The organism is Nonomuraea sp. NPDC049655, assembly GCF_044465465.1.
Taxonomy (GTDB): domain Bacteria; phylum Actinomycetota; class Actinomycetes; order Streptosporangiales; family Streptosporangiaceae; genus Nonomuraea.
Window position 1 is genome coordinate 176,220 of record NZ_JBITLS010000009.1, and the last position, 18,013, is coordinate 194,232.

Genomic DNA, 18,013 nt, shown 5'->3' on the forward strand with positions numbered 1-18,013 from the left:
TGTCCGTTCGCCGGGCAGGGGCGTCACCACGGTCAGTGTCAGCGGAGGTCGCGGAGGAGGGCGCCGATGACGGCGTCGACGCGGGCGGAGTCGAACTCGTCCGTGCCGATCAGGAGGGGCACGGGGCGCTCGCCGTCGTCGGTGACGGCGTTCCTGAACGTGTGGCCGCCCGCCATGCTGCCCGCGTGCCCCCAGCTCGGGCTCGATCCGGGCCTGCCCGTCGCGGTGGCCGCGTTCGCCACAGCGTCGCCCCCGCCCACACCTCGTCGATCGTGGCCACCCGGCACGGTCCCGGCGCACCCGGCCGGTCGGCGAGCGCGCGGAGCACGAGATCGCCTGGGAGCCCGGGTCGGCTGGTGACGCCCGTCGCGCTGCGGGGCGACGGGCGCCGGCTCGGTGAGCGGGAACGCAGGTGGCGGGGGCAGAACGGGCCTGCCCCCGCCACGGCGGTCACTTCACGGAGTAGGCGTCGGTGAGGACCGGCTGGACGGCGTTGCCGTCCCTGTCCTTCGCCTCGGCCTTGATCGAGATGCCGCCCGGACCCTTGGGGTTGTGCACGAGCACCTTGTCGCCGGTCACTGCCGGCGACCGACCTGGCCCGGTGGACCGGCGGCTCGGTGCAGGTCCACCGTGGAGACTGCGTGACGGCGTGACGGAGTGACGGCCCGTCAGGCGCCCGCGGCCAGACGGCTCAGGCCGCCGTAGAGGCCGAACAGGCGGACGGCGCCGGCGTCTTTGCCCGTCTGCTCCTCCAGCAGCGACCAGCAGCGCGCGGCCAGCGTCCGGGCCCGGGCGCCGGGCCAGGGCCGGGGCAGCAGCTCGGGGGGAAGCAGCGGGTCGGCCTCCATCGCACGGGTGAATTCCGCGGCCAGCTCCACCGCGATGGTCAGCCGCCGTGGCTCGGACGATCCGGGCTTGTCCGACGGCTCGGCATGCTCCTGGAGGAACCGGAGCCGGGGCTCGGCCACCGCGGCGAGCCGGTCGTAACGCTCGGCGATCTCGCCCAGCGGCCACATGGCCCGGGCGAGCGCGACGGGATCGCTCTCCTCGCCCCGGCGCAGGTCCCGGGTGGTCAGGAAGGTGACGTGACCGAGGACGTCCAGGCGGCGGGCGTGCTCCTCGACGTGGGGCTCCCACGGATTGGCGCTGATGTACAGGCCGCCGTGGACGGGGGCGCCGCCCAGCAGGGTGAGCGCGGCACGCAGCGCGTCGCGCGCGGGCCGGGCGCTCTCCGGGACGGTGAAGGCGACGAGATGCCAGGCGCCGTCCCAGGGGGCGAGCCCGGCGTCCTGGCGGTAGGCGTGGGTGACGAACTCGACGTCGAGGCCCATCGCGCGTCCGGTGCTGCCGGTGGCGCGCAGGATCGCCTTGCGCCCCCGCCCTTCCTGGACGAACCGCCCCTCGGCGACCAGCCGTTTGATGCACAGGCGGACCTGCTGGTCGTTCATGTCCAGCAGGTTGGCGGTGGCGTAGAGCTCGCCGGCGTCGACCGTGAGATCGGTGCGGACGAGCGCCTCGACGAGCATCCGGGTAGGGACATGGACGTCCATGCCGACTATCGTATCGAATCCGATCGTTATACGCCGATGACCTGGGCCATCGCGTCCAGCAGGGTGCGGTGGCGGGGGTCGGCCAGGGCGTCGGCGGGCATCGCCCTTCGGCCGCCGGAACCCCCGCACCGGCGGCAGGCCGTACGCACCTGCCGGTTCCCTCACCGTCTCTCCTGGAACTCAAGTGTCCCTGTGGTTGCGATACCGGCCCCGCTCAGCCTCGCGCCTATTCGTCCATATCCGGATAGTTCGACTTGCGCGCCAGCCACCACCAGCCGTCACCCAGGCGGCTGCACCACCAGTAATCGTCGAACGTGGTCGCGGTGAGATCACAGGGGCTTATCCGCGCGGCGTCAGGCCGGTCGTAGATGTAGAGGAACATGTTCTCCGACACTTCCTCGTTCGACAGGCCCATCGTGAGAACACGTCCGGGGTAGAGCTCGATCGGCACATCCTGCGTACTGACATGATCAAATTGCAGGACATCGAACTCATCAGGCAGATGCACCCAGCCCCCCGAAGGCATGTCCGCCGACAGCTTCCTGTCCTTGGCCAGCTGGGCCAGCGCGGTGAACTTGCCGTGATGGACCGCGAACCACGTACGTCCGAAGATCCCGTTCCAGGGCAGCACCACAACGGCGGCGCACAGGACGACCGCCGCACCGGCCGCGACGTAACTGCGGACGTCACCACGGCGGCGTATGAGTCTCTGCGCCCACCACAACGTGGAAAGCCCGGCCACGACGAACGCGATCCCAAGGATCAGCTGCTCGATGATCCGGTCGTAGTACTCCAGCCACAGCAGATACCGTCCAGTCACGACCACGAGCCAGCTCGCCGCCATGGTCGCGGTGAACGCATGCGATCGTTTCTCGATCACGCCTCCAGACCCGGTCGGCGATCACTGCTCCACGTGTGGACGGACTTCCGCCAACTTGTGAATCCAACCCGCGTACTGCAACCCGCCTCGTCTAACGGGACATCGCACGAGCCGCGGTCCCCGGCGGCGTAGCAGACCTCGAACGTCGCTGTCGGTGGGATGCGACAGATGTCCGGCCCCAGCAATCACTCAACCTTCGGTGAGACACCGTAGTGGCCATCAACCTTCGATGACAATGCTCAGTCTTCGCGCCCTCCAGCAGCCGGGCCTGCGGGTTGCGGTAACGGGTGGAGGCCTCGGCGTAGATCTCGCGGTGCTTGGGATGACGGCAACGCGGGATCCGGCTGGGCACCGGCGTGCTGGTGCCGCCACTGGAGGACCCGCTCAAGATCGCTGAGGACGCGGCGACGCTCGACGAGCTCAGCGGCGGCCGGCTCGAGCTCGGGGTGGGGTCGGGTCCCTTCCCGGGGGTATGGGAGGCGTTCGGGAAGGCGCGGTCCTTGCTCGCCGCGGCCGAGGAGGCCGCGGGCGCGCTGGGCGCGCGACGCGTCATCCCGCAAACCGGCGACCGCCAGCCTGACGCGATCCGCCTGTACGAGTGGGAGGGCTACACCCGCATCCCGATCTTCCCGCCCTACACCTCGATGACCTGCTCCACCTGCTTCGAGAAGCGGATCGTCGGCTGAGCCCCCACAGGATGAACCCGCCGATGTCACGGAGCACGCCCCCCGCCCACAGCCCCCCGGCTCCGGAGCCGTTCCGGTGACCACGGGCTTCGCCGCCGCTGGGCGCCGGGTCCTGGTCGTCTGCGCCGCTGGCGGATTCACCACCTTGCTCGACAATTCCCTGCTGAACGGCGACATCCGGGGCGGGAAGCCGTTCTTCCTCGCCGGAATGGCGATCTTCACCGTCGGACCGCCGCTGGGCGGGGCCGTCAATCGCGGCCTTCGGTCCGGGCGTGGGCTGGCGGCTGGTCTTCCTCCTCGCGGCGCCGTTCGGCTTGGTCGCGCTGGTGCTCGCGGCCCGTCGCCTGTCTTCAGCGCGGAGCCGCTTGGGCTCGCTGGACCTCGACGTGGTCGGCCTGCTGCTGACGGGCGGCCTGACCATGTTCCTGCAGAAGGGGCCTCGGGCTGTCGGCGTGCGCCATGCTCGCGCGCGGTCTCGCCGGGCTGTTCGCTCTCCGGGCCGGCCTGCCCGTGCTGCCGGCGGCGTGCGCCAGGTGCCGGAGCGCCGCCGCAGGGCTGGTCGTCTCGCCTCTCCAGGCGTCGGTGCTCCAGCACGCGCCGGCGGAGGTTCTTCGCGCGCGCTGCCCGGCCTCCTTCGGAGGGTCGCCGAGGCGTCGGGAAGGGTGCGCAAGCCCGGCGCCCGGCCGTGACGGGCCGTCCTCGCGGGCTGGACGGCGGTGGCGTCTCCATGGGTTGACATCAGAGTATTCCTACCTGAATAGTGGGTTGAAGTTCGTCGTGAAGGAGCACCCATGAGGGAATCCCTCCGTCCCTTCAACCGGCCCGCCCTTGCGGGGGCCACCGATCTCACCAGGCGGGTCCTGCTCGCCGGGACAGGAGGGGGAGCCCTCTCGCTCTTGCCGGCCGCCAGTGGTGCAGGTGGCGGTGCTCCGCTGACCGGCGCGGACGGCGGGGCCCCGCAGTCCGGTGCGGACGCCGACGCCGCGGTGTCCGCGCCACCCCGACGCGGCGGGACCCTGCGCGCGGGCTCCCCTCCACCGCCGTTCTCCGGTCACATGCTCACCAAGTGGACGAACGGCCGCCTGTCCGCGGGTACGCACCGGGTGGTCGCGGGTGGTTCGGTCACCAGGCGTTCGACCGGCGTGTTCTGGCAGCCCGGCCTGGACACCGTGATCGAGCCGCTGGCCCCGTTCGTCGGCCCCGAGGGCTCCGACCACGAGCCCGTACTGCCGTGGGACCAGGCCAAGCGGCAGGTCGAGGAGTATCTGGAGGTGTTCGGCCGGCCGGACCAGGTCGCGGCGTGGCGCGAGGGCCGCCCGTACAAGGGGGTGGCCTCCTACTGGGCGTTCGCGCCCTGCGGATCTCCCATGAGGAGGGAGTCATGACGGATCTGGATCTCATCGCAGACGTCCTGGTGGCCGGCGGCGGGCCGGCCGGCGCCTGGGCCGCCGTCAAGGCAGCCGAGTCGGGCGCCGACGTCGTCCTGGTCGACAAGGGCTACCTGGGCACGAGCGGCGCCACTGCTGCCGCCGGCACCGGAGTCTGGTACGTCGATCCCGACCCGGCCTCCCGCGAGGCGGCGATGGCCTCCCGGGAGGCCCTGGGCGGGTACCTCTCCGATCGCGCCTGGATGGCCCGGACCCTGGACCAGACGTACGCGAACATGAACGAGCTGGCCGAGGTGAGCCGCTACCCCTTCCCGGTGGGTGAGTACGGCCGGCAGATCCGGCGCGGCCTGCAGGGCCCGGAGTACATGCGCCGCATGCGCATCCGCGCGCGCCGCTCGGGGGTGCGCGTGCTCGACCACAGCCCTGTCACCGAACTGCTGGTGGACGCGGACGGCGCGGTCGCGGGCGCGGCCGGCCACCGCAGGCAGCACGATCGCTCCTACCGAGTGCGCGCGGGCGCGGTGGTGCTGGCCACCGGCGGCTGCGCCTTCCTCAGCAAGGCGCTCGGCTGTGACGTCAACACCGGCGACGGCGCCCTGTTCGCGGCGGAGACCGGGGCCGAGCTGTCCGGGATGGAGTTCTCCAACGCCTACGCGATCGCTCCGGAGTTCACCTCCGTGACCAAGACCGCCTTCTACTCCTACGCCACCTTCTACCATGCCGACGGAAGTGTCCTGGAGGGGGCGGGCAGCACGCACGGCCGGTCGGTGATCGCGCGGGCGCTGCTGTCCGAGCGCGTCTTCTGCCGCCTCGACCAGGCGGGGGAGGGGATCAGGCAGGCGATGCGGCTGGCTCAGCCCAACTTCTTCCTGCCCTTCGACCGGCAGGGGATCGACCCGTTCACCGAGCTTTTCCCCGTCACGCTCCTGGCGGAGGGGACCGTACGCGGAACCGGCGGGATCCGCCTGACCGGCTACGACTGCGCCACCTCCGTCGCGGGCCTGTACGCCGCCGGCGACGCGGCCACCAGGGAACCGATCTGCGGGGGCTTCACCGGCGGCGGCAGCCACAACGCGGCCTGGGCGATGTCCTCCGGCACCTGGGCGGGGCAGGCCGCGGCCCGTCACGCCCGTGCTCTGGGCGCTCAGGCGGCCACGCGGACCGTGCGCGGGGCGGGCGGCGCCGGATTGCGGCCGACCGGCGGCGACCCGGCCGGGCATCGCGAGATCATCGAGGCGGTCCAGGCCGAGGTGCTGCCGTACGAGAAGAACTACCTGCGCCACGGCGACCGGCTAGCGCCCGCGCTGGCCGCGCTCGACGAGACCTGGAAGCGGGCCAGGCAGGGCCTGTACGCCGACGGCCCCGACGTCGTGCGCGCCCGCTCGGCCGCCGCGATGGCGGCCCACGCCCGATGGATGTACGCCAGCGCGCTGGCCAGGACCGAGAGCCGCGGCATGCACAAGCGTGCCGACCACCCCGGCTCCGACCCCGCCCAGCACCACCGGCTGATCTCCGGGGGGCTCGACGAGGTCTGGGTGCTGCCGGAGACCGGGTGGCCGCTGGCGGTGGCGTCGTGATCGAGATCGTGCTGCGCGACCGGTGTATCGCCTGCGACAAGTGCGTCGAGGCCTGTCCGACGGACGTGTTCGTACGCGGGGACGACGGGGTGCCGCTGATCGCGCGGCAGGGCGATTGCCAGACGTGCTTCATGTGCGAGGCGTACTGCCCGGTGGACGCCCTGTACGTGGCCCCGGCCGCGCACCCGCTCCCGGAGCCGCCCGATGTGACGGAACTGGCCGAGCGTGGGCTGCTGGGCGGATACCGCCGGCAGATCGGCTGGGGACACGGGCGCACCCCGGGCGCCCGGCGGGCGATCGGGCCGGCGCTGCCCTCGACGTCGCAGGCGATCATCTCGTGATGGGGAAACGCCGGTCGTGCTAGTCACGGGAGCCGCCTCCGGGGTCGGGCCGCCGTGCCCGCCCCGCGCGTCCGGGGGCGACCCCTCGTAGGCTCCCTGAAGACGAACTGCACCCCATTTCCGTTGGCGTTCGGTTCCAGGGAGGGGCGACGCGGTCCCCGGCGGTCCTGTTGTCCTCCCGGGCCTGCGCCCCGACGGCGCCGGTCACGCAGACCTTGTCACCGATGAAGGCCGCTCAGCCCCGCGGGCTCACACCCGCCACGGCCAGCTGGAACAGCCGGTCCGCGCGGGCCGCCGGGTCAGGGTGGTGCTCCGTCGCGAGGACGACACCGACGATCAGCGCGATCAGGTCGGCGACGGTGACGCCTTCCGCCACCGCCCCATCCTGCATGGCGCGCTGCAGCAGGGGGTTCCCCGCCTCCGCCATCATCGCCGAGCAGGTGTTCTCGTGTACGGGGTCGGTCTCGGCCCCGTCGTAGGCCAGCGCCGCCGCCAGCCCTCGGGCCGCGACGCAGTAGGCGACGACGTCACTGAGCCATTGCAGGAGCGCGTCACGGCTGTCGCCCTTGCCTGTCAGCTCGCGGGCACGGGCGGCCAGGGCCTCGATGCGTTGATGGGAGACCGCCTCCAGCAGCGCCCGGCGGGTCGGGAAGTGGCGGCGCACGGTGGCCGAGCCGACCCCCGCGACGCGCGCGATCTGTTCCAGGGAAGCGCCTGCCCCGTACGCGGCGACCTCCTCCTCGGCCACGGCGAGGATGCGCGCATAGTTGCGCCGGGCGTCTGCGCGCTGGCGGTCGGGCATGGGAGTCATCTCCAGGGTTGCTAAATGGCGGGGCCCGCCATATCTTATCGCACAGAAAACGGCGACCCCCGCCGTTTATAGCTCCGAGGAGCGCAATGACTGCACATCCCGCACCCGTCCTGGTCACCGGCGCCACCGGCAGGCAGGGCGGCGCCACCGCCCGAGCCCTGCTCGCCGCAGGCGTACCCGTACGCGCCCTCGTGCGTCACCCCGACACCCAGCGAGCCAAGGCCGTCGAGGCGCTGGGCGCCGATCTGGTCACCGGTGACCTCCACGATCGCGATTCGGTGGTGCGGGCCGCCACGGGTGTCCGCGCCGTCTTCTCCGTTCAGATGCCCGCCCTGGCCGCCGAAGGTTTCGATTTCGACGGAGAGGTGGCCCAGGCCGTCAACCTCATCGAGGGCGCGCAGGCTGCGGGAGTGCCGCAGTTCGTGCACACCTCCACCAGTGGCGCCGGTCAGCACACCGAGGCTCCCGGCTGGGTCGCAGGCCGCTGGGGCTCCTTGGACGCCAGCCTGGGAGCCAAGAGCACGATCCAGGACCGGGTCCGTGCGGCCGGCTTCTCCCGCTGGACGATCCTCAAACCGGGTTTCTTCATGGAGAACTTCCTGCCGTCCATGGCTTTCCTGTTCCCGCGGGGTGTGGAAGGCGGTTTGGTGAGCGTCGTGAAGCCGGACACCCGGCTGTCCCTCGCCGCGGTGGACGACATCGGCAGGGCAGCCGCCGCAGCCATCGCCGAGCCGGAGCGGTTCCACGGGGTCGAGCTGGAGCTGGCGAGTGACTATCTGTCCATGACGGAGGTCGCCGAGGTTCTCTCCCGCGCGCTGGGCACACACCTGCCCGCGCCGGACATGACCGAGGAACAGGCACTCGCCGCCGGAATGCCGGCGATGGGCGCCTCACACGAGTGGATGAACATAGCCGGCCAGCCGGCCCGCCCGCAGTACGCCAGGGACCTCGGCCTTCCGCTCACCAGCTTCGAGGAATGGGCTCGGCAGCACCTGCGGCCCGCGGCGTCCCTGACACTCCACAAATGCAGCTGACCAGCTGTTTCGCTCGTCAACCCGAGATCACCATCGAAGACGGGGCAGTCGAGGGTCACCGAGGCGGAGTTACGCCTTCTCGCTGAAGCGCTGCGACGGTCGCCGCGGACCCCGGTGAGCGGGCGATCGACTCCGGTCACGGGGTCCGGTCCACGGTGACCACCTCGTCGCGGCCGGCGCGCGGCGGGTCGCAGTGGACGGCCAGCTCCGCGAAGTACCTCTCCGGGTCGAGCGCGGCGTCCGGGGGATGGACGCCGGCGGCGCGCACCGAGCCGTCGAGGATCTGCGCTGCCGCCAGCGACAGCGGGATCCCGGTCGCCCTGGCCATCCCGCGCGGCGAGCCGATCAGCCGCGCGCCGATCCGGCACGGCCGGCCGTCCCGGACGCCGGCGGCCAGCGCGAAGAAGGGCGGCAGCGAGCCGGGGCCGCGCAGCGAGAGCCGGCGCACGGCGGAGCGGGCGAAGCGGCCCGCGGTCGGGCGCTCGATCGCGGCCGCGGCCTGCTCCAGGGAGAGCCCGCCCCGGTCGATCTCCTCGCGCAGGCTCATCAGGTACGCGGCCGTCTCCGGCCTGACCACCATGACGCAGGCGGAGTCGCCGGTGATCGAGCAGGTGGCCGGGAGCGTCAGCGGCTCGGGATGGCCGACGGTGTAGGCGGTGCCGGGGCCCAGCCCCGGGTAGTCGAGCCTGACGGGTTCGAGCGGCGGCCGTTCGGCGGGCACGCCGCCGGCCCAGACGCGGATCGTGCCGGACAGCTGCTGCATCCAGTGGACGACGGCGGCCGACTCCCCGCCCGCCGAGGCGTCGGCGGGGTCGTCGCCGACGAACGGGACGTCCACCGGCCAGGCGGTGTGGACGCTCTCGACGGTGTCCAGCTCGCGGGTCGCCAGCGCGGCCAGCATGTTGCTGGTGCCCGGGCTCTCGCCGGCCCCGATCACGGCCGTCACGCCCGCGTCCCGCGCCTGGGCGTCCATGGCGAGCATGTCCAGGGTCGGTTCCCAGTCGTCGCAGATGTCGGCGTAGTGGGTACGGCTCTCGATCGCCGCCCGCAGGATCGGCACGCCGAGCCGGAAGAACGGGCCGGTGGTGTTGACGACCAGGTCGGCGTCGCGGAACAGCTCGCGCAGCCGGACCGGGTCGGCGGCGTCCACGGTCGCGGCCGAGGCGTTCGCGTACTTGACGGACAGCCGCGCGGCGGCGGCGGTGTCGCGGTCGGCGATCACCAGGTCGGCGATGTCCGGCCGCGCGGCCAGCGCCTCGACGACGGGCCTGCCCATCGCGCCGGCGCCGCCCAGGGCCACCACCCGGTACTGCTCACCCATCGAAGATCATCCCCTTGCGGACGTCGAGGAACGCCGACCGCAGCCGGTCGGTCAGGTAGTTCTGGCCGGCCGTCCACGGCGCGCGGTCGCCCTGCTGCGGGAACAGGTGCGCCGCGCGCTGGACGTAGGCGGAGGTCAGGCCGAGCAGCGGACGGCGGGCGACGTCGCGCGGCAGCGCGGGCATCGCGGTGGTCAGGCCGTGCCGCCGCATGTGGTCGAGCAGCCGGACGACGTAACGGGAGGACAGCTCCGCCCGCAGCGTCCACGACGCGTTGGTGTAGCCGACGCAGAAGGCCAGGTTGGGCAGGCCGCTCAGCATCAGCCCGCGGTAGGCGGTGGTCTCGGCCAGATCGACCGGGCGGCCCTGCACCGACACGGCGATCCCGCCGAGGGGGATCAGCGACAGGCCCGTCGCGGAGACGATCACGTCCGCCTCCAGCGTGCGCCCGGACTCCAGCTCGATCCCGTGCTCGGTGAGACGGGCGATCCGGTCGGTGACCATCGACACGCGCCCGGCGGCCACCTCGCGGAACAGGTCGCCGTCGGGGACGACGCACAGCCGCTGGTCCCACGGCTGGTACCGGGGGGTGAAGTGCCGGTCGAGGAGGGCCGGGTCGGGCAGGTACCGCTGGATGCCCCTGCGCAGGTGCCGCTTGGTCTGCTCCGGGTAGCGTCGGCTCAGCCAGTACGTGAGCCGGCTGCTCAGGACGTTCTTGGCGCGGAGCAGCCGGTGGGCCGTACGCGCGGGAAGCAGGCGGCGCAGCGGGGCCGCCGCCGGGTCCACGTCGGGCAGGGAGGTCAGGTAGGTCGGGGAGCGCTGCACCATCGTGACGTGCCCCGCCCGCTTCGCCAGCGCCGGCACCAGGGTGACCGCGGTGGCCCCGCTGCCGATCACCACGGTGCTCTTGCCGGTCACGTCGAGGTCGTCCGGCCAGAACTGCGGGTGCACGAACCGGCCGCCGAAGTGCTCGGCGCCCTTGAACTTCGGCTGGTGGCCGTGGTCGTAGTCGTAGTAGCCAGCGCAGACGTAGCCGTGGTCGCGGGCGGTGTCCTCGATGTAGCGGCGGATGGCGTCGCCGTCGGCCAGGGACTTGCGGCCGCGCCAGGGCTGGAAGGCGTAGCTGAGGGGGAAGATGTCGGACGCCCGGATAGCGGAACAGGTCCCACGTGCCGCCGAGACGGTCTCGGCCTCCAGCACCGCGTAGGTCCTGCCGGGTCGCCGCTGGAGATGCCATGCGGTGCCGATGCCGGACAGGCCGGCACAACGTAGCAATTCCGAGCGATTGATTCGAGGCATGGCGAAGCGCGCCCCGGCCCGTGCCCGCAAGGGCCGGGGCGGGGGCGGAGGTCAGCGCTGGTTCAGGAGGCCGGGCTCCGGTCGACCCAGGACGGGTCCGCGACCAGGGTCCGCAGCTCGTTCACGAGCCGGGCGGAGTGGAACCCGTCGGCGGCGGCGTGGTGCGCCTGGAGCGCGAGGGGGAGCAGGACCCGGCCGTCGCGCTCGGTGTACCGGCCGAGGGTGAAGATGGGGGCGAGGTGGTCCCAGTTGTCGCCGATGTTGAGGTTGAACCCGGTGAAGGACGTCCACGGCAGGCTCGACACGTCGAACGTGTTGGGCGGCGGCGGCCCCTGCGGGAAGAACTCGGTGGCGCGGGCGTGCTCGGCGAGCAGGGGAGCGGCGACGTCGTGGAAGGCGGCGAAGTCGGGATCGTAGGGCGCCCACACGCACGCGAACGTCTCGCGTTCGGGGTTGAAGACCGTGAAGGCCGGATGCACGACGGGCCAGACGGCCGGGTCGCCGGAGGCGGTCAGGCACATCCTGAACTCGTCGTGCCGGTTGACGACCGTGGCGATCGCCCAGACCTGCGCGAGGTAGGACTTGCGCCGCGACCGGCCGAGCGCCGCCGTGAACGCGGTGACGTCGATCTCCACCGTGATCGAATACGTGCACGGGACGGCCCGGCGGTAGTGCTCGAAGTGCTGCCGGCGCGGCCAGGCATCGGTGTCGACAGGGATGGGGGCGTCCATGCGCTCATCATCCCAACCGCCGGGCCGCACGGAATGTCGGCCCCGGCGGATACGGTCGCCTGCCATGAACCCCCAGTACGGCTGGTCCGCCCTCTTCGCGGCGAAGGGCCTGACCCCCGCAGCCCCGAAGGCCCGCCGCCCGCCCCGGGCAACGGCCTGCACCCCCCGGCCGGTGAGGCGGAGGTCAGCCGGCTCGAAGACCGGCTGGGCACGGCCCTGCCGCCGAGCTACCGGCAGTTCCTGCTGTTCGCCGACGGCTGGGGCGACGACGAGTCCGGCCATGTCGTGCTGCCGGCCGCGCGGGTCGGCTGGTTCCGGGACCTCGCGCCCTGGCTGCCGGGCGCCGATCGCCACAGGTCCTTCTGGGACCTGATGAGAACGCAGTAGCCTCCGGAAGGCCGGTCTCACCCCGGCGCGGGCACGCCGGCGACCGGGGCCTGCTCCCCGCGGACGGGCAGCAGGCGGGCCAGCAGGGCCGTGGCCAGCGCGGCGATCAGCGCGGCCTCCAGCATGCGCTCCAGGATGATCATGTGGATCAGCCACGGCAGCGCCGTCCGCAAGGGCAGCCACACCAGCTCCAGCGCGAGGGCGTAGAGCACGGCCGCGGCCAGCCCCGTCAGCATGCCCTTCGCGACCGGCGACGTCCCGGACAACCCGGCCACGCAGGCCGCCAGGGCGGCGCCGGCGGCGGCTCCGGTCGCGATGACGCCCGACAAGGCGGTGCCGGAGCTCTGGAAGACGTAGCCGTTGACCGTGCCCGACACCATCGCCGTGACCAGCGCCGCGGCGGCCGCGCAGCCCACCGCCAGGACGACGCGGCCGGTGCGCCGGGGCGCGGGCGGGCGGCGTTCGCCGACGGTGACGAAACGTACCGCCATCGGGGCCAGCATGAGCAGGACGACGGCGAGCAGCAGGAGGACGCCCGCCGACAGGCGGGAGTCCAGCATGATCTGCGCGCTGATCAGGACCTGCGCCAGCGGGTCGGAAACGGCGGGATATCTCTGGACGTGGGCGATGATGATGTCGGCCTGGACGTCGTAGAACCCCCGCGCGCCCAGCGTCACGACCACCGCGATCAGCAGCAGCGGCCCGAACGCCGACCGCGGCCCGTGCACCCGCGGCGCCCACACCCGCGCCACCCACCGCACCCACACCCCCAGCAGCAGGCCCGCCGCCGCCAGCACCACCAGCCCGGCGAGCTGCACCGACACGGGGAACGGCGCCAGCGCATGGTCGGTCATCCTGCTCGGGGCCAGCACCCAGCCGCCCGCCAGCCCCACGGCCAGGCCCAGCGGCACGTGCACGGCGTCGCCGCGCGCCCCCACGGCCCGCAACGCCCGCAACCCCAGCGCGACGGCCAGCAGCAGGGCGAACACCTCCGCCGGCCACGGCAGCGTGTTGGTGCGTCCCTGCGCGGTCAGCGACGTGGCCGGATCCATGGTCAGGGAGAAACAGCCGCCCAGCGCCAGCGGGAAGACGAAACCCTGGCGGACCAGCGGCTCCTCGTCCTCCAGCGCGGCCCGCCGGACGGCGAGATGCGGATGGGTGCGCACCCGCAGCGACACCGGCCACCGGCGCGGCGCCGGCGCCTGTTCGAACACGCGGCGCAGCGGCGTCGCGTCCCGCTCCCACGACAACACGCGGGCGTCGGCCATCAGCTCACGCGACTGCAGCACCACCGAACGGGTCAGCCACGACAACACCGCCAGCCCGGCGATCTGGGCGGCGAACAACCACGACAGCGCCGCGCGCGCCCCGAACGGCATCAGCTCCGCCCGCAGGAACGGCGCCTGCCCCGACACCACCCCGTTCACGGCGGCGAGCAGGCCCGGCACGAGGATCACCGCGGCGTAGGACCGCCACATCGCCAGCGTGACCGCCGTGATGGTCAGGTCCCTGTTGCGCACGTGCGCCAGCTCGTGCAGCACCACCGCCCGGAACAGCGGCCGATCGCGCTCGAACGACATCCAGGTGCCCCGGCTGATCACCACGTACCGGCGCCCGGCCCGGCCGAAGGCCAGCCCGGCCACCGCGGGGTCGAGCACGTCGAGCAGGAAGACGACCCGGCGGCCGCCGAGCACCTCCGCCGCCGTCCGCCGCAACTCCTCGCCGACCTCGCCGCCGACCGGACGCAGCCGCCGGCGGCGGATCCGCCAGGCCGGGCCGAACCAGTACTGCAGCCCGGTGAGCAGGATGAGCGTCCCGAAACAGAGCACCACGCCGAGCCGGAGATCCTGGTGAGCCCCGCGGCTCATCACGTCGCACGCGGGATCGTCCAGGCCCTTCAGCGCCGCGAGCTGGCACGCCTCTCTGACCTTCGCCGGGACCTCCGCCCCCTGCACCGACAGCAGGTCGAAGATCCCCGGCCGGTAGATCGCGGTCGTCGCGAACGCCAGGCTGATCAGCAGGACGAACGCGGACGTGGTGGCCGACGGGAGACGGCCTCTCATGACGGGTTGCGGGCCAGCTCGCTCACCACCGCGTCGGCCAGCGCGTCGGCCTGCGCCTGCGACATGCCCATCCGGCGCGCCTTGTGGTAGGCGACCTTGCGGATCTCCGTCAGCCGGGCCGGCGGCAACGGCGCCGGCCCCGCCGGCTGCGCCTCGGGCAGCTCCCGCGGACGGCGGCGCAACCGGCCGATCAGCCGGCCGGTCCACGAGCCGACGTCCTTGCCCACGTCCGCGAGCACCGTGGTCACGACGCCGGAGACGATCGCCGTCACCAGCAGCTCGTCCACCCCCGGCAACCCGAAACCGAGCGGATCCCGATGCGACCTCGGCCTGGTCCTGCCGCCGAGCGCGTCCCAGGTCTGGTCGAACAGCGGCAGTTCGGCGGGAGCGATCCTGGTCACGACCCGGCGGCTGAGATCCTTGGCGAACACATCGGACACCTAGCCCTCCAACAGGAGAATTCCGTTGCCTGAAATATAGGCAGCTCCGAGGCCGGATGTCCTTGGATGCCGGATGTCCTTGGATACTGACGGCCCGGCCCGGCTTCCGCCGCATTTCCTCCGCGTTCCTCCGTGGCCCGTCCGATGACCAGGGCCCTGGTCAGGGCGCTTTTCTGGCTCTTGGGCAGCCTCTGGATCTAGAAGGGCCGGCCTCTGGGGCTGGAGGGAACCGGCGTCCTGCTCGCCGTTGCGGCGTGGGCCTAGGTGGCCTGGCCGGAGTCGTCGGTCAGAGCAACCGCGGTCAAGGTGAGGTGCCGGACCAGGACCTCGGCCGCGGTGTCGGCGTCGCGGGCCAGCGCCGCCTCCTCCAGTCTGCGGTGCTCCTTGGCGCCGTCCCGGCCGGGGTTGCGGTGCGCCGACCAACGGCGGGCCAGCTCACTCGCGGTCCACAGCCGGTCGAAGGTCTCCAACAGCGCGCGGTTGCCACACCCCTCCAGCAACGTGCGGTGGAAGGCCCTGTGAGCCTCGGCCCAAGCGCCGGTGTAGTACTCGCCCTCCTCCGGCACGTACGCCGGAGTGCGAACCAGACGATGGTGGGCGGCCCGCACACGGGCCTCCCAGTCGAGGTCGCCGCGCTCGATGGACATACGCAGGACGACCGGTTCGACGGTCCGACGGGCCTCCGCGACCTCCTGCCAGCGGCGGTCGGAGAAGGCCGGGACGGCGAAGCCGCGGTTGGGCAGCCGGTCGGCGAGCCCCTCGCCGACCACCCGCACGAGCGCCTCGCGCACCACGGCCAGGCTGACGCCCTGCTCCTTGGCCAGGTCCTGCGGCTTGAGCGGGGCGCCAGGAGGGTGGTCGCCGCGCATGATCGCGTCCCGCAGGTGTGCGTAGACCTGCTCGGAGAGCATCTGCTTCCCCGGCGAGATCGAGGGGTGCGCCATCTGAGCCATGAGCTCATCATAGACGATCCTCAAATAATCGATTATTTGTGCTACGGTCGATTAAGTAAGCCGCACTCGTCCGGAAAGGAACGACCGCTGTGCCTGCCTACGACCCCTTCGCCCGCTTTCCCAAGGCGGCCTCCTTCACCGTCACCAGCACCACCGTCACCGACGGCGCCCCCTGGCCGCCCGAGCAACGCTCCTCCGGCCTGCCCGGCGGGAAGGACACATCCCCGCAGCTGTCCTGGACCGGCGCCCCGGACGGCACCAAGAGCTATGCCGTCACCGTCTACGATCCCGACGCCCCCACCGGGTCCGGGTTCTGGCACTGGGCGGTCGCCGACATCCCCGCCACCGTCACCGAACTGCCCGAGGGAGCCGGCGACGACACCGGCTCACAGCTGCCGGAGGGCGCCTACCAGTTGCCCAACGACGCCCGCGTGGCCCGCTACATCGGCGCCGCCCCGCCGGCCGGACATGGCCCGCACCGCTACTTCGTCGTCGTGCACGCCCTCGACATCCCCTCGACAGGCGTCCCGGCCGACGCCACGCCGGCCATCCTCGGCTTCACCATGGCCGGTCACACCCTCGGACGCGCGATGTTGATCGCGACCGCCGAGACACCCGCCTGACAGCACCGCCCGACTCCCAGGAGAAACAACCACGATGCACCTTCCCGACTCCGCCCGCCCCGGCGACGGCTTGATGGACCTGAACGCCGTCCGTGACATCAGCCGCGCCATCAGTGCCGCCCACCTGTTCATCTATCTCGTCCCCGAAACCGCCGAGGAGGCGGTCGAGCTCGGCGTGAGCGACCGCGGGCCGGCGTATCTGGCCTTCAGGTCGGCCGCGATGGGCGCGGTTCCGTGGCAGGTCACGCTCGCGGCCTTCTACAACTTCAGCCCGCGTGCAGTGCGGGCCATGGCGGGCGTGTGGGACGTCGCACCGCCCGGGCGATGGCAGGCCGCCCGCTTCCTGGCCGCCGGCCGGGCGATGCGACGCGTCAACGTACAGCTCACCGACGACCACCTTGCCGAGGCGCGCTCGCTGATCGACCCGGTCGTCGCCGGCGCCGACTACGCCGGCAAGGTGCTGGCCGCCGCGAACGCCTCGGTCGTGCTTCCCGCCGATCCTCTCGTCGCGCTCTGGCAGCAGATCACGGTGGCGCGCGAGTGGCGCGGCGACGCCCATCTCGTCGTACTCGCCGACAACGACCTCGGGCCGTGCGACTGCCTCGTTCTGCACACCGCAACCGGCCGCCTCCCGACGGCTCTCGCACGAGCGACCCGCCAGTGGGACGACGAGGAGTGGAGCGCGGCGACGGCACGCCTCGTCGCGCGCGGCTGGCTCGACTCCAACGCTGCGATCACCGCCGCCGGCAGTGCGGCACGTGAGCGCATCGACGTGGAGACCGACGAGCACTGCGCCGCTCTGTGGGCGCCGATCGGCGACGCGGGTGCCCGCCGCCTGGCCTCGCTCATCGCGCCGATCGCCAACGCGTTCACCGCGGCGGGAACGTTCCAGACCGTTCGCGGGCGGTCCGATCCTGCCTGAACGCTCCTTCACGCGAAGGGGCCCGGTCGGCGGCTCTTGCGAGCGCTACGGCCGGCCCTCGGCCGAGCCTGAAGTGGAGCAAACCGGTACTGGACACCGAGCCGCGGGACGTCGCGAACGCGCCGGCGCTCAGCGTCGTCGCCGCCACGGCGGCGGTGCAATCGGTGGCCGCGGACATGCGCCGCCGTGGCCGTGGCACGCTGTTGCTCACCACCGGCGGCGCCGCTGTCGAACCGCACCGCGACCGGGCGGTGTCCGCGGTCGCCCATGCGGCCGAGTCAGCCCACGTCCCGCATGCTCCACGACGCGCTCGGCGACGACGGGGTCCACGCCGCGCAGCTCACGGTGGTCGGCCCCATCGGCCCTGGCGCCCGCCACGAACCGGACGCGGTGGCCGACGAACTGTGGCAGCTGCACACCCGGCGCGAGCAGGGCGTGTGGTCCCCGACGGGTCCCCAAGCAGGCGGTTCAGAGGGGGGTCCGCCACAAGACGGCCCATACGCAGGATCCACCAGCGCGTTTTACTACCCGGTCATCCTGAACAAGGGCTACCGCGTAAGCAGGGATGTACAGGTAGGGACGACCGCCGGGAAGCCGGAATTGGGAAATGATCAGCAGAAAGCCCTCGCCGCCAGATTCTGGCTCAACTCCGATCGGTGGTCATCTGAAGCGTCTTTGTGATGCGCAACCCAGACTGATCCCCGCAGGATCGCGCACCATAGACGCTGTTCCGACGACTCGGGGACCCCGCCCGAGGGGTTCCGGGCCGCCCGTTCTGTGGCAGTTGCCTGCTGCCCGGCAGTGCGGAGATGGTGAACCGCGATGTCAGGTACGCCCGGCCGTCCGGCGCACGGACGGCACGGACGTGCCCGACCTTGTGAGCTACCAGTTGGCGTCGCTGATGGGCTCCAGCCGGAACTTCTCGTTGTCCTGGGTGCCGGAGTCGTACTGGTTCACGCTGGCACCGTAATCGAGGCTGGCGTTCTCGATGGCCAGCACCTTGCCCGAA

General features: G+C 72.3%; 20 protein-coding genes. 8 read left to right on the forward strand and 12 right to left on the reverse strand.

Annotated features, from left to right (window positions below; genetic code table 11):
• Window positions 1–38: 38 nt before the first annotated feature.
• The 5 genes from ACIBQ6_RS28405 to ACIBQ6_RS28425 all read right to left on the reverse strand — a co-directional run bounded on the left by ACIBQ6_RS28405 (window position 39) and on the right by ACIBQ6_RS28425 (window position 2,430).
• Window positions 39–242, reverse strand: coding sequence for a hypothetical protein (locus ACIBQ6_RS28405; RefSeq protein ID WP_397215590.1), 204 nt, complete (start codon window positions 240–242; stop codon window positions 39–41).
• Between the two features lie 208 nt (window positions 243–450).
• Entirely contained in the window at window positions 451–579 is a 129-nt protein-coding gene (locus tag ACIBQ6_RS28410; RefSeq protein WP_397215592.1) for a hypothetical protein, read from the reverse strand.
• An 89-nt stretch (window positions 580–668) separates the two neighbouring features.
• Window positions 669–1,550 (reverse strand): PaaX family transcriptional regulator C-terminal domain-containing protein, encoded by an 882-nt coding sequence (locus ACIBQ6_RS28415; protein WP_397215594.1) that lies wholly within the window; start codon window positions 1,548–1,550, stop codon window positions 669–671.
• A gap of 26 nt (window positions 1,551–1,576) precedes the next feature.
• The gene (locus tag ACIBQ6_RS28420) at window positions 1,577–1,699 is read right to left on the reverse strand and encodes a hypothetical protein (RefSeq protein WP_397215596.1); all 123 of its coding nucleotides are present in this window, start codon (window positions 1,697–1,699) and stop codon (window positions 1,577–1,579) included.
• 77 nt (window positions 1,700–1,776) lie between these two features.
• Window positions 1,777–2,430, reverse strand: coding sequence for a hypothetical protein (locus ACIBQ6_RS28425; protein ID WP_397215598.1), 654 nt, complete (start codon window positions 2,428–2,430; stop codon window positions 1,777–1,779).
• A gap of 356 nt (window positions 2,431–2,786) precedes the next feature.
• Between ACIBQ6_RS28425 and ACIBQ6_RS28430 the strand changes: the two genes are divergently transcribed.
• The 4 genes from ACIBQ6_RS28430 to ACIBQ6_RS28445 all read left to right on the forward strand — a co-directional run bounded on the left by ACIBQ6_RS28430 (window position 2,787) and on the right by ACIBQ6_RS28445 (window position 6,422).
• Window positions 2,787–3,116, forward strand: coding sequence for an LLM class flavin-dependent oxidoreductase (locus ACIBQ6_RS28430; RefSeq protein WP_397215600.1), 330 nt, complete (start codon window positions 2,787–2,789; stop codon window positions 3,114–3,116).
• A gap of 791 nt (window positions 3,117–3,907) precedes the next feature.
• A complete protein-coding gene (locus ACIBQ6_RS28435; RefSeq protein ID WP_397215602.1) occupies window positions 3,908–4,501 on the forward strand; it encodes a hypothetical protein in 594 nt (197 codons plus the stop codon).
• Window positions 4,498–6,081, forward strand: a complete 1,584-nt coding sequence (locus ACIBQ6_RS28440; protein ID WP_397215604.1) for an FAD-dependent oxidoreductase — start codon at window positions 4,498–4,500, stop codon at window positions 6,079–6,081. Before ACIBQ6_RS28435 ends, ACIBQ6_RS28440 begins: the two co-directional genes overlap by 4 nt.
• Window positions 6,078–6,422 carry a ferredoxin family protein gene (locus ACIBQ6_RS28445; RefSeq protein WP_358295486.1) on the forward strand — a complete coding sequence of 115 codons (345 nt, stop codon included), beginning with the start codon at window positions 6,078–6,080 and terminating at the stop codon, window positions 6,420–6,422. Before ACIBQ6_RS28440 ends, ACIBQ6_RS28445 begins: the two co-directional genes overlap by 4 nt.
• Window positions 6,423–6,657: 235 nt before the next feature.
• Here the strand turns inward: ACIBQ6_RS28445 and ACIBQ6_RS28450 are convergent, their stop codons facing one another.
• Window positions 6,658–7,233 (reverse strand): TetR/AcrR family transcriptional regulator, encoded by a 576-nt coding sequence (locus ACIBQ6_RS28450; RefSeq protein ID WP_397215606.1) that lies wholly within the window; start codon window positions 7,231–7,233, stop codon window positions 6,658–6,660.
• Window positions 7,234–7,319: 86 nt separating this feature from the next.
• Between ACIBQ6_RS28450 and ACIBQ6_RS28455 the strand changes: the two genes are divergently transcribed.
• Window positions 7,320–8,267 carry an NmrA family NAD(P)-binding protein gene (locus tag ACIBQ6_RS28455; protein WP_358295490.1) on the forward strand — a complete coding sequence of 316 codons (948 nt, stop codon included), beginning with the start codon at window positions 7,320–7,322 and terminating at the stop codon, window positions 8,265–8,267.
• Between the two features lie 136 nt (window positions 8,268–8,403).
• Here the strand turns inward: ACIBQ6_RS28455 and ACIBQ6_RS28460 are convergent, their stop codons facing one another.
• The 3 genes from ACIBQ6_RS28460 to catA form a co-directional block, all read right to left on the reverse strand.
• Window positions 8,404–9,588 carry a saccharopine dehydrogenase family protein gene (locus ACIBQ6_RS28460; protein WP_397215609.1) on the reverse strand — a complete coding sequence of 395 codons (1,185 nt, stop codon included), beginning with the start codon at window positions 9,586–9,588 and terminating at the stop codon, window positions 8,404–8,406.
• Window positions 9,581–10,786 (reverse strand): flavin-containing monooxygenase, encoded by a 1,206-nt coding sequence (locus ACIBQ6_RS28465; RefSeq protein ID WP_397215611.1) that lies wholly within the window; start codon window positions 10,784–10,786, stop codon window positions 9,581–9,583. Before ACIBQ6_RS28465 ends, ACIBQ6_RS28460 begins: the two co-directional genes overlap by 8 nt.
• A gap of 161 nt (window positions 10,787–10,947) precedes the next feature.
• The gene (gene catA, locus ACIBQ6_RS28470; protein ID WP_397215613.1) at window positions 10,948–11,616 is read right to left on the reverse strand and encodes a type A chloramphenicol O-acetyltransferase; all 669 of its coding nucleotides are present in this window, start codon (window positions 11,614–11,616) and stop codon (window positions 10,948–10,950) included.
• A 33-nt stretch (window positions 11,617–11,649) separates the two neighbouring features.
• Between catA and ACIBQ6_RS28475 the strand changes: the two genes are divergently transcribed.
• On the forward strand, window positions 11,650–12,003 hold the full coding sequence (locus tag ACIBQ6_RS28475; RefSeq protein ID WP_397215615.1) for an SMI1/KNR4 family protein: 354 nt from the start codon (window positions 11,650–11,652) through the stop codon (window positions 12,001–12,003).
• Between the two features lie 17 nt (window positions 12,004–12,020).
• Here ACIBQ6_RS28475 and ACIBQ6_RS28480 read toward each other — a convergent pair whose 3' ends face one another.
• The 3 genes from ACIBQ6_RS28480 to ACIBQ6_RS28490 form a co-directional block, all read right to left on the reverse strand.
• Window positions 12,021–14,066, reverse strand: a complete 2,046-nt coding sequence (locus ACIBQ6_RS28480; RefSeq protein ID WP_397215617.1) for a M48 family metalloprotease — start codon at window positions 14,064–14,066, stop codon at window positions 12,021–12,023.
• Window positions 14,063–14,506 carry a hypothetical protein gene (locus ACIBQ6_RS28485; protein WP_358295504.1) on the reverse strand — a complete coding sequence of 148 codons (444 nt, stop codon included), beginning with the start codon at window positions 14,504–14,506 and terminating at the stop codon, window positions 14,063–14,065. Before ACIBQ6_RS28485 ends, ACIBQ6_RS28480 begins: the two co-directional genes overlap by 4 nt.
• 260 nt (window positions 14,507–14,766) lie before the next feature.
• Window positions 14,767–15,459 (reverse strand): GntR family transcriptional regulator, encoded by a 693-nt coding sequence (locus ACIBQ6_RS28490; protein WP_352325548.1) that lies wholly within the window; start codon window positions 15,457–15,459, stop codon window positions 14,767–14,769.
• 89 nt (window positions 15,460–15,548) lie between these two features.
• On the opposite strand from ACIBQ6_RS28490, the gene ACIBQ6_RS28495 reads away from it, so the two are divergent.
• Both ACIBQ6_RS28495 and ACIBQ6_RS28500 read left to right on the forward strand, forming a co-directional pair.
• Window positions 15,549–16,082, forward strand: coding sequence for a YbhB/YbcL family Raf kinase inhibitor-like protein (locus ACIBQ6_RS28495; protein ID WP_397215620.1), 534 nt, complete (start codon window positions 15,549–15,551; stop codon window positions 16,080–16,082).
• Window positions 16,083–16,116: 34 nt separating this feature from the next.
• Complete coding sequence (locus tag ACIBQ6_RS28500; RefSeq protein WP_397215622.1) at window positions 16,117–17,004, forward strand: hypothetical protein; 888 nt, start codon at window positions 16,117–16,119, stop codon at window positions 17,002–17,004.
• Window positions 17,005–18,013 lie beyond the last annotated feature (1,009 nt).

What these genes read in the sequence shown, in the direction of transcription:
- ACIBQ6_RS28415 (WP_397215594.1), bottom strand. Translation starts at nt 1,550, where the DNA reads ATGGACGTCCATGTCCCTACCCGGATGCTCGTCGAGGCGCTCGTCCGC.
- ACIBQ6_RS28435 (WP_397215602.1), top strand. Translation starts at nt 3,908, where the DNA reads ATGAGGGAATCCCTCCGTCCCTTCAACCGGCCCGCCCTTGCGGGGGCC.
- ACIBQ6_RS28440 (WP_397215604.1), top strand. Translation starts at nt 4,498, where the DNA reads ATGACGGATCTGGATCTCATCGCAGACGTCCTGGTGGCCGGCGGCGGG.
- ACIBQ6_RS28450 (WP_397215606.1), bottom strand. Translation starts at nt 7,233, where the DNA reads ATGACTCCCATGCCCGACCGCCAGCGCGCAGACGCCCGGCGCAACTAT.
- ACIBQ6_RS28455 (WP_358295490.1), top strand. Translation starts at nt 7,320, where the DNA reads ATGACTGCACATCCCGCACCCGTCCTGGTCACCGGCGCCACCGGCAGG.
- ACIBQ6_RS28460 (WP_397215609.1), bottom strand. Translation starts at nt 9,588, where the DNA reads ATGGGTGAGCAGTACCGGGTGGTGGCCCTGGGCGGCGCCGGCGCGATG.
- catA (WP_397215613.1), bottom strand. Translation starts at nt 11,616, where the DNA reads ATGGACGCCCCCATCCCTGTCGACACCGATGCCTGGCCGCGCCGGCAG.
- ACIBQ6_RS28475 (WP_397215615.1), top strand. Translation starts at nt 11,650, where the DNA reads ATGTCGGCCCCGGCGGATACGGTCGCCTGCCATGAACCCCCAGTACGG.
- ACIBQ6_RS28480 (WP_397215617.1), bottom strand. Translation starts at nt 14,066, where the DNA reads ATGAGAGGCCGTCTCCCGTCGGCCACCACGTCCGCGTTCGTCCTGCTG.
- ACIBQ6_RS28490 (WP_352325548.1), bottom strand. Translation starts at nt 15,459, where the DNA reads ATGGCTCAGATGGCGCACCCCTCGATCTCGCCGGGGAAGCAGATGCTC.
- ACIBQ6_RS28500 (WP_397215622.1), top strand. Translation starts at nt 16,117, where the DNA reads ATGCACCTTCCCGACTCCGCCCGCCCCGGCGACGGCTTGATGGACCTG.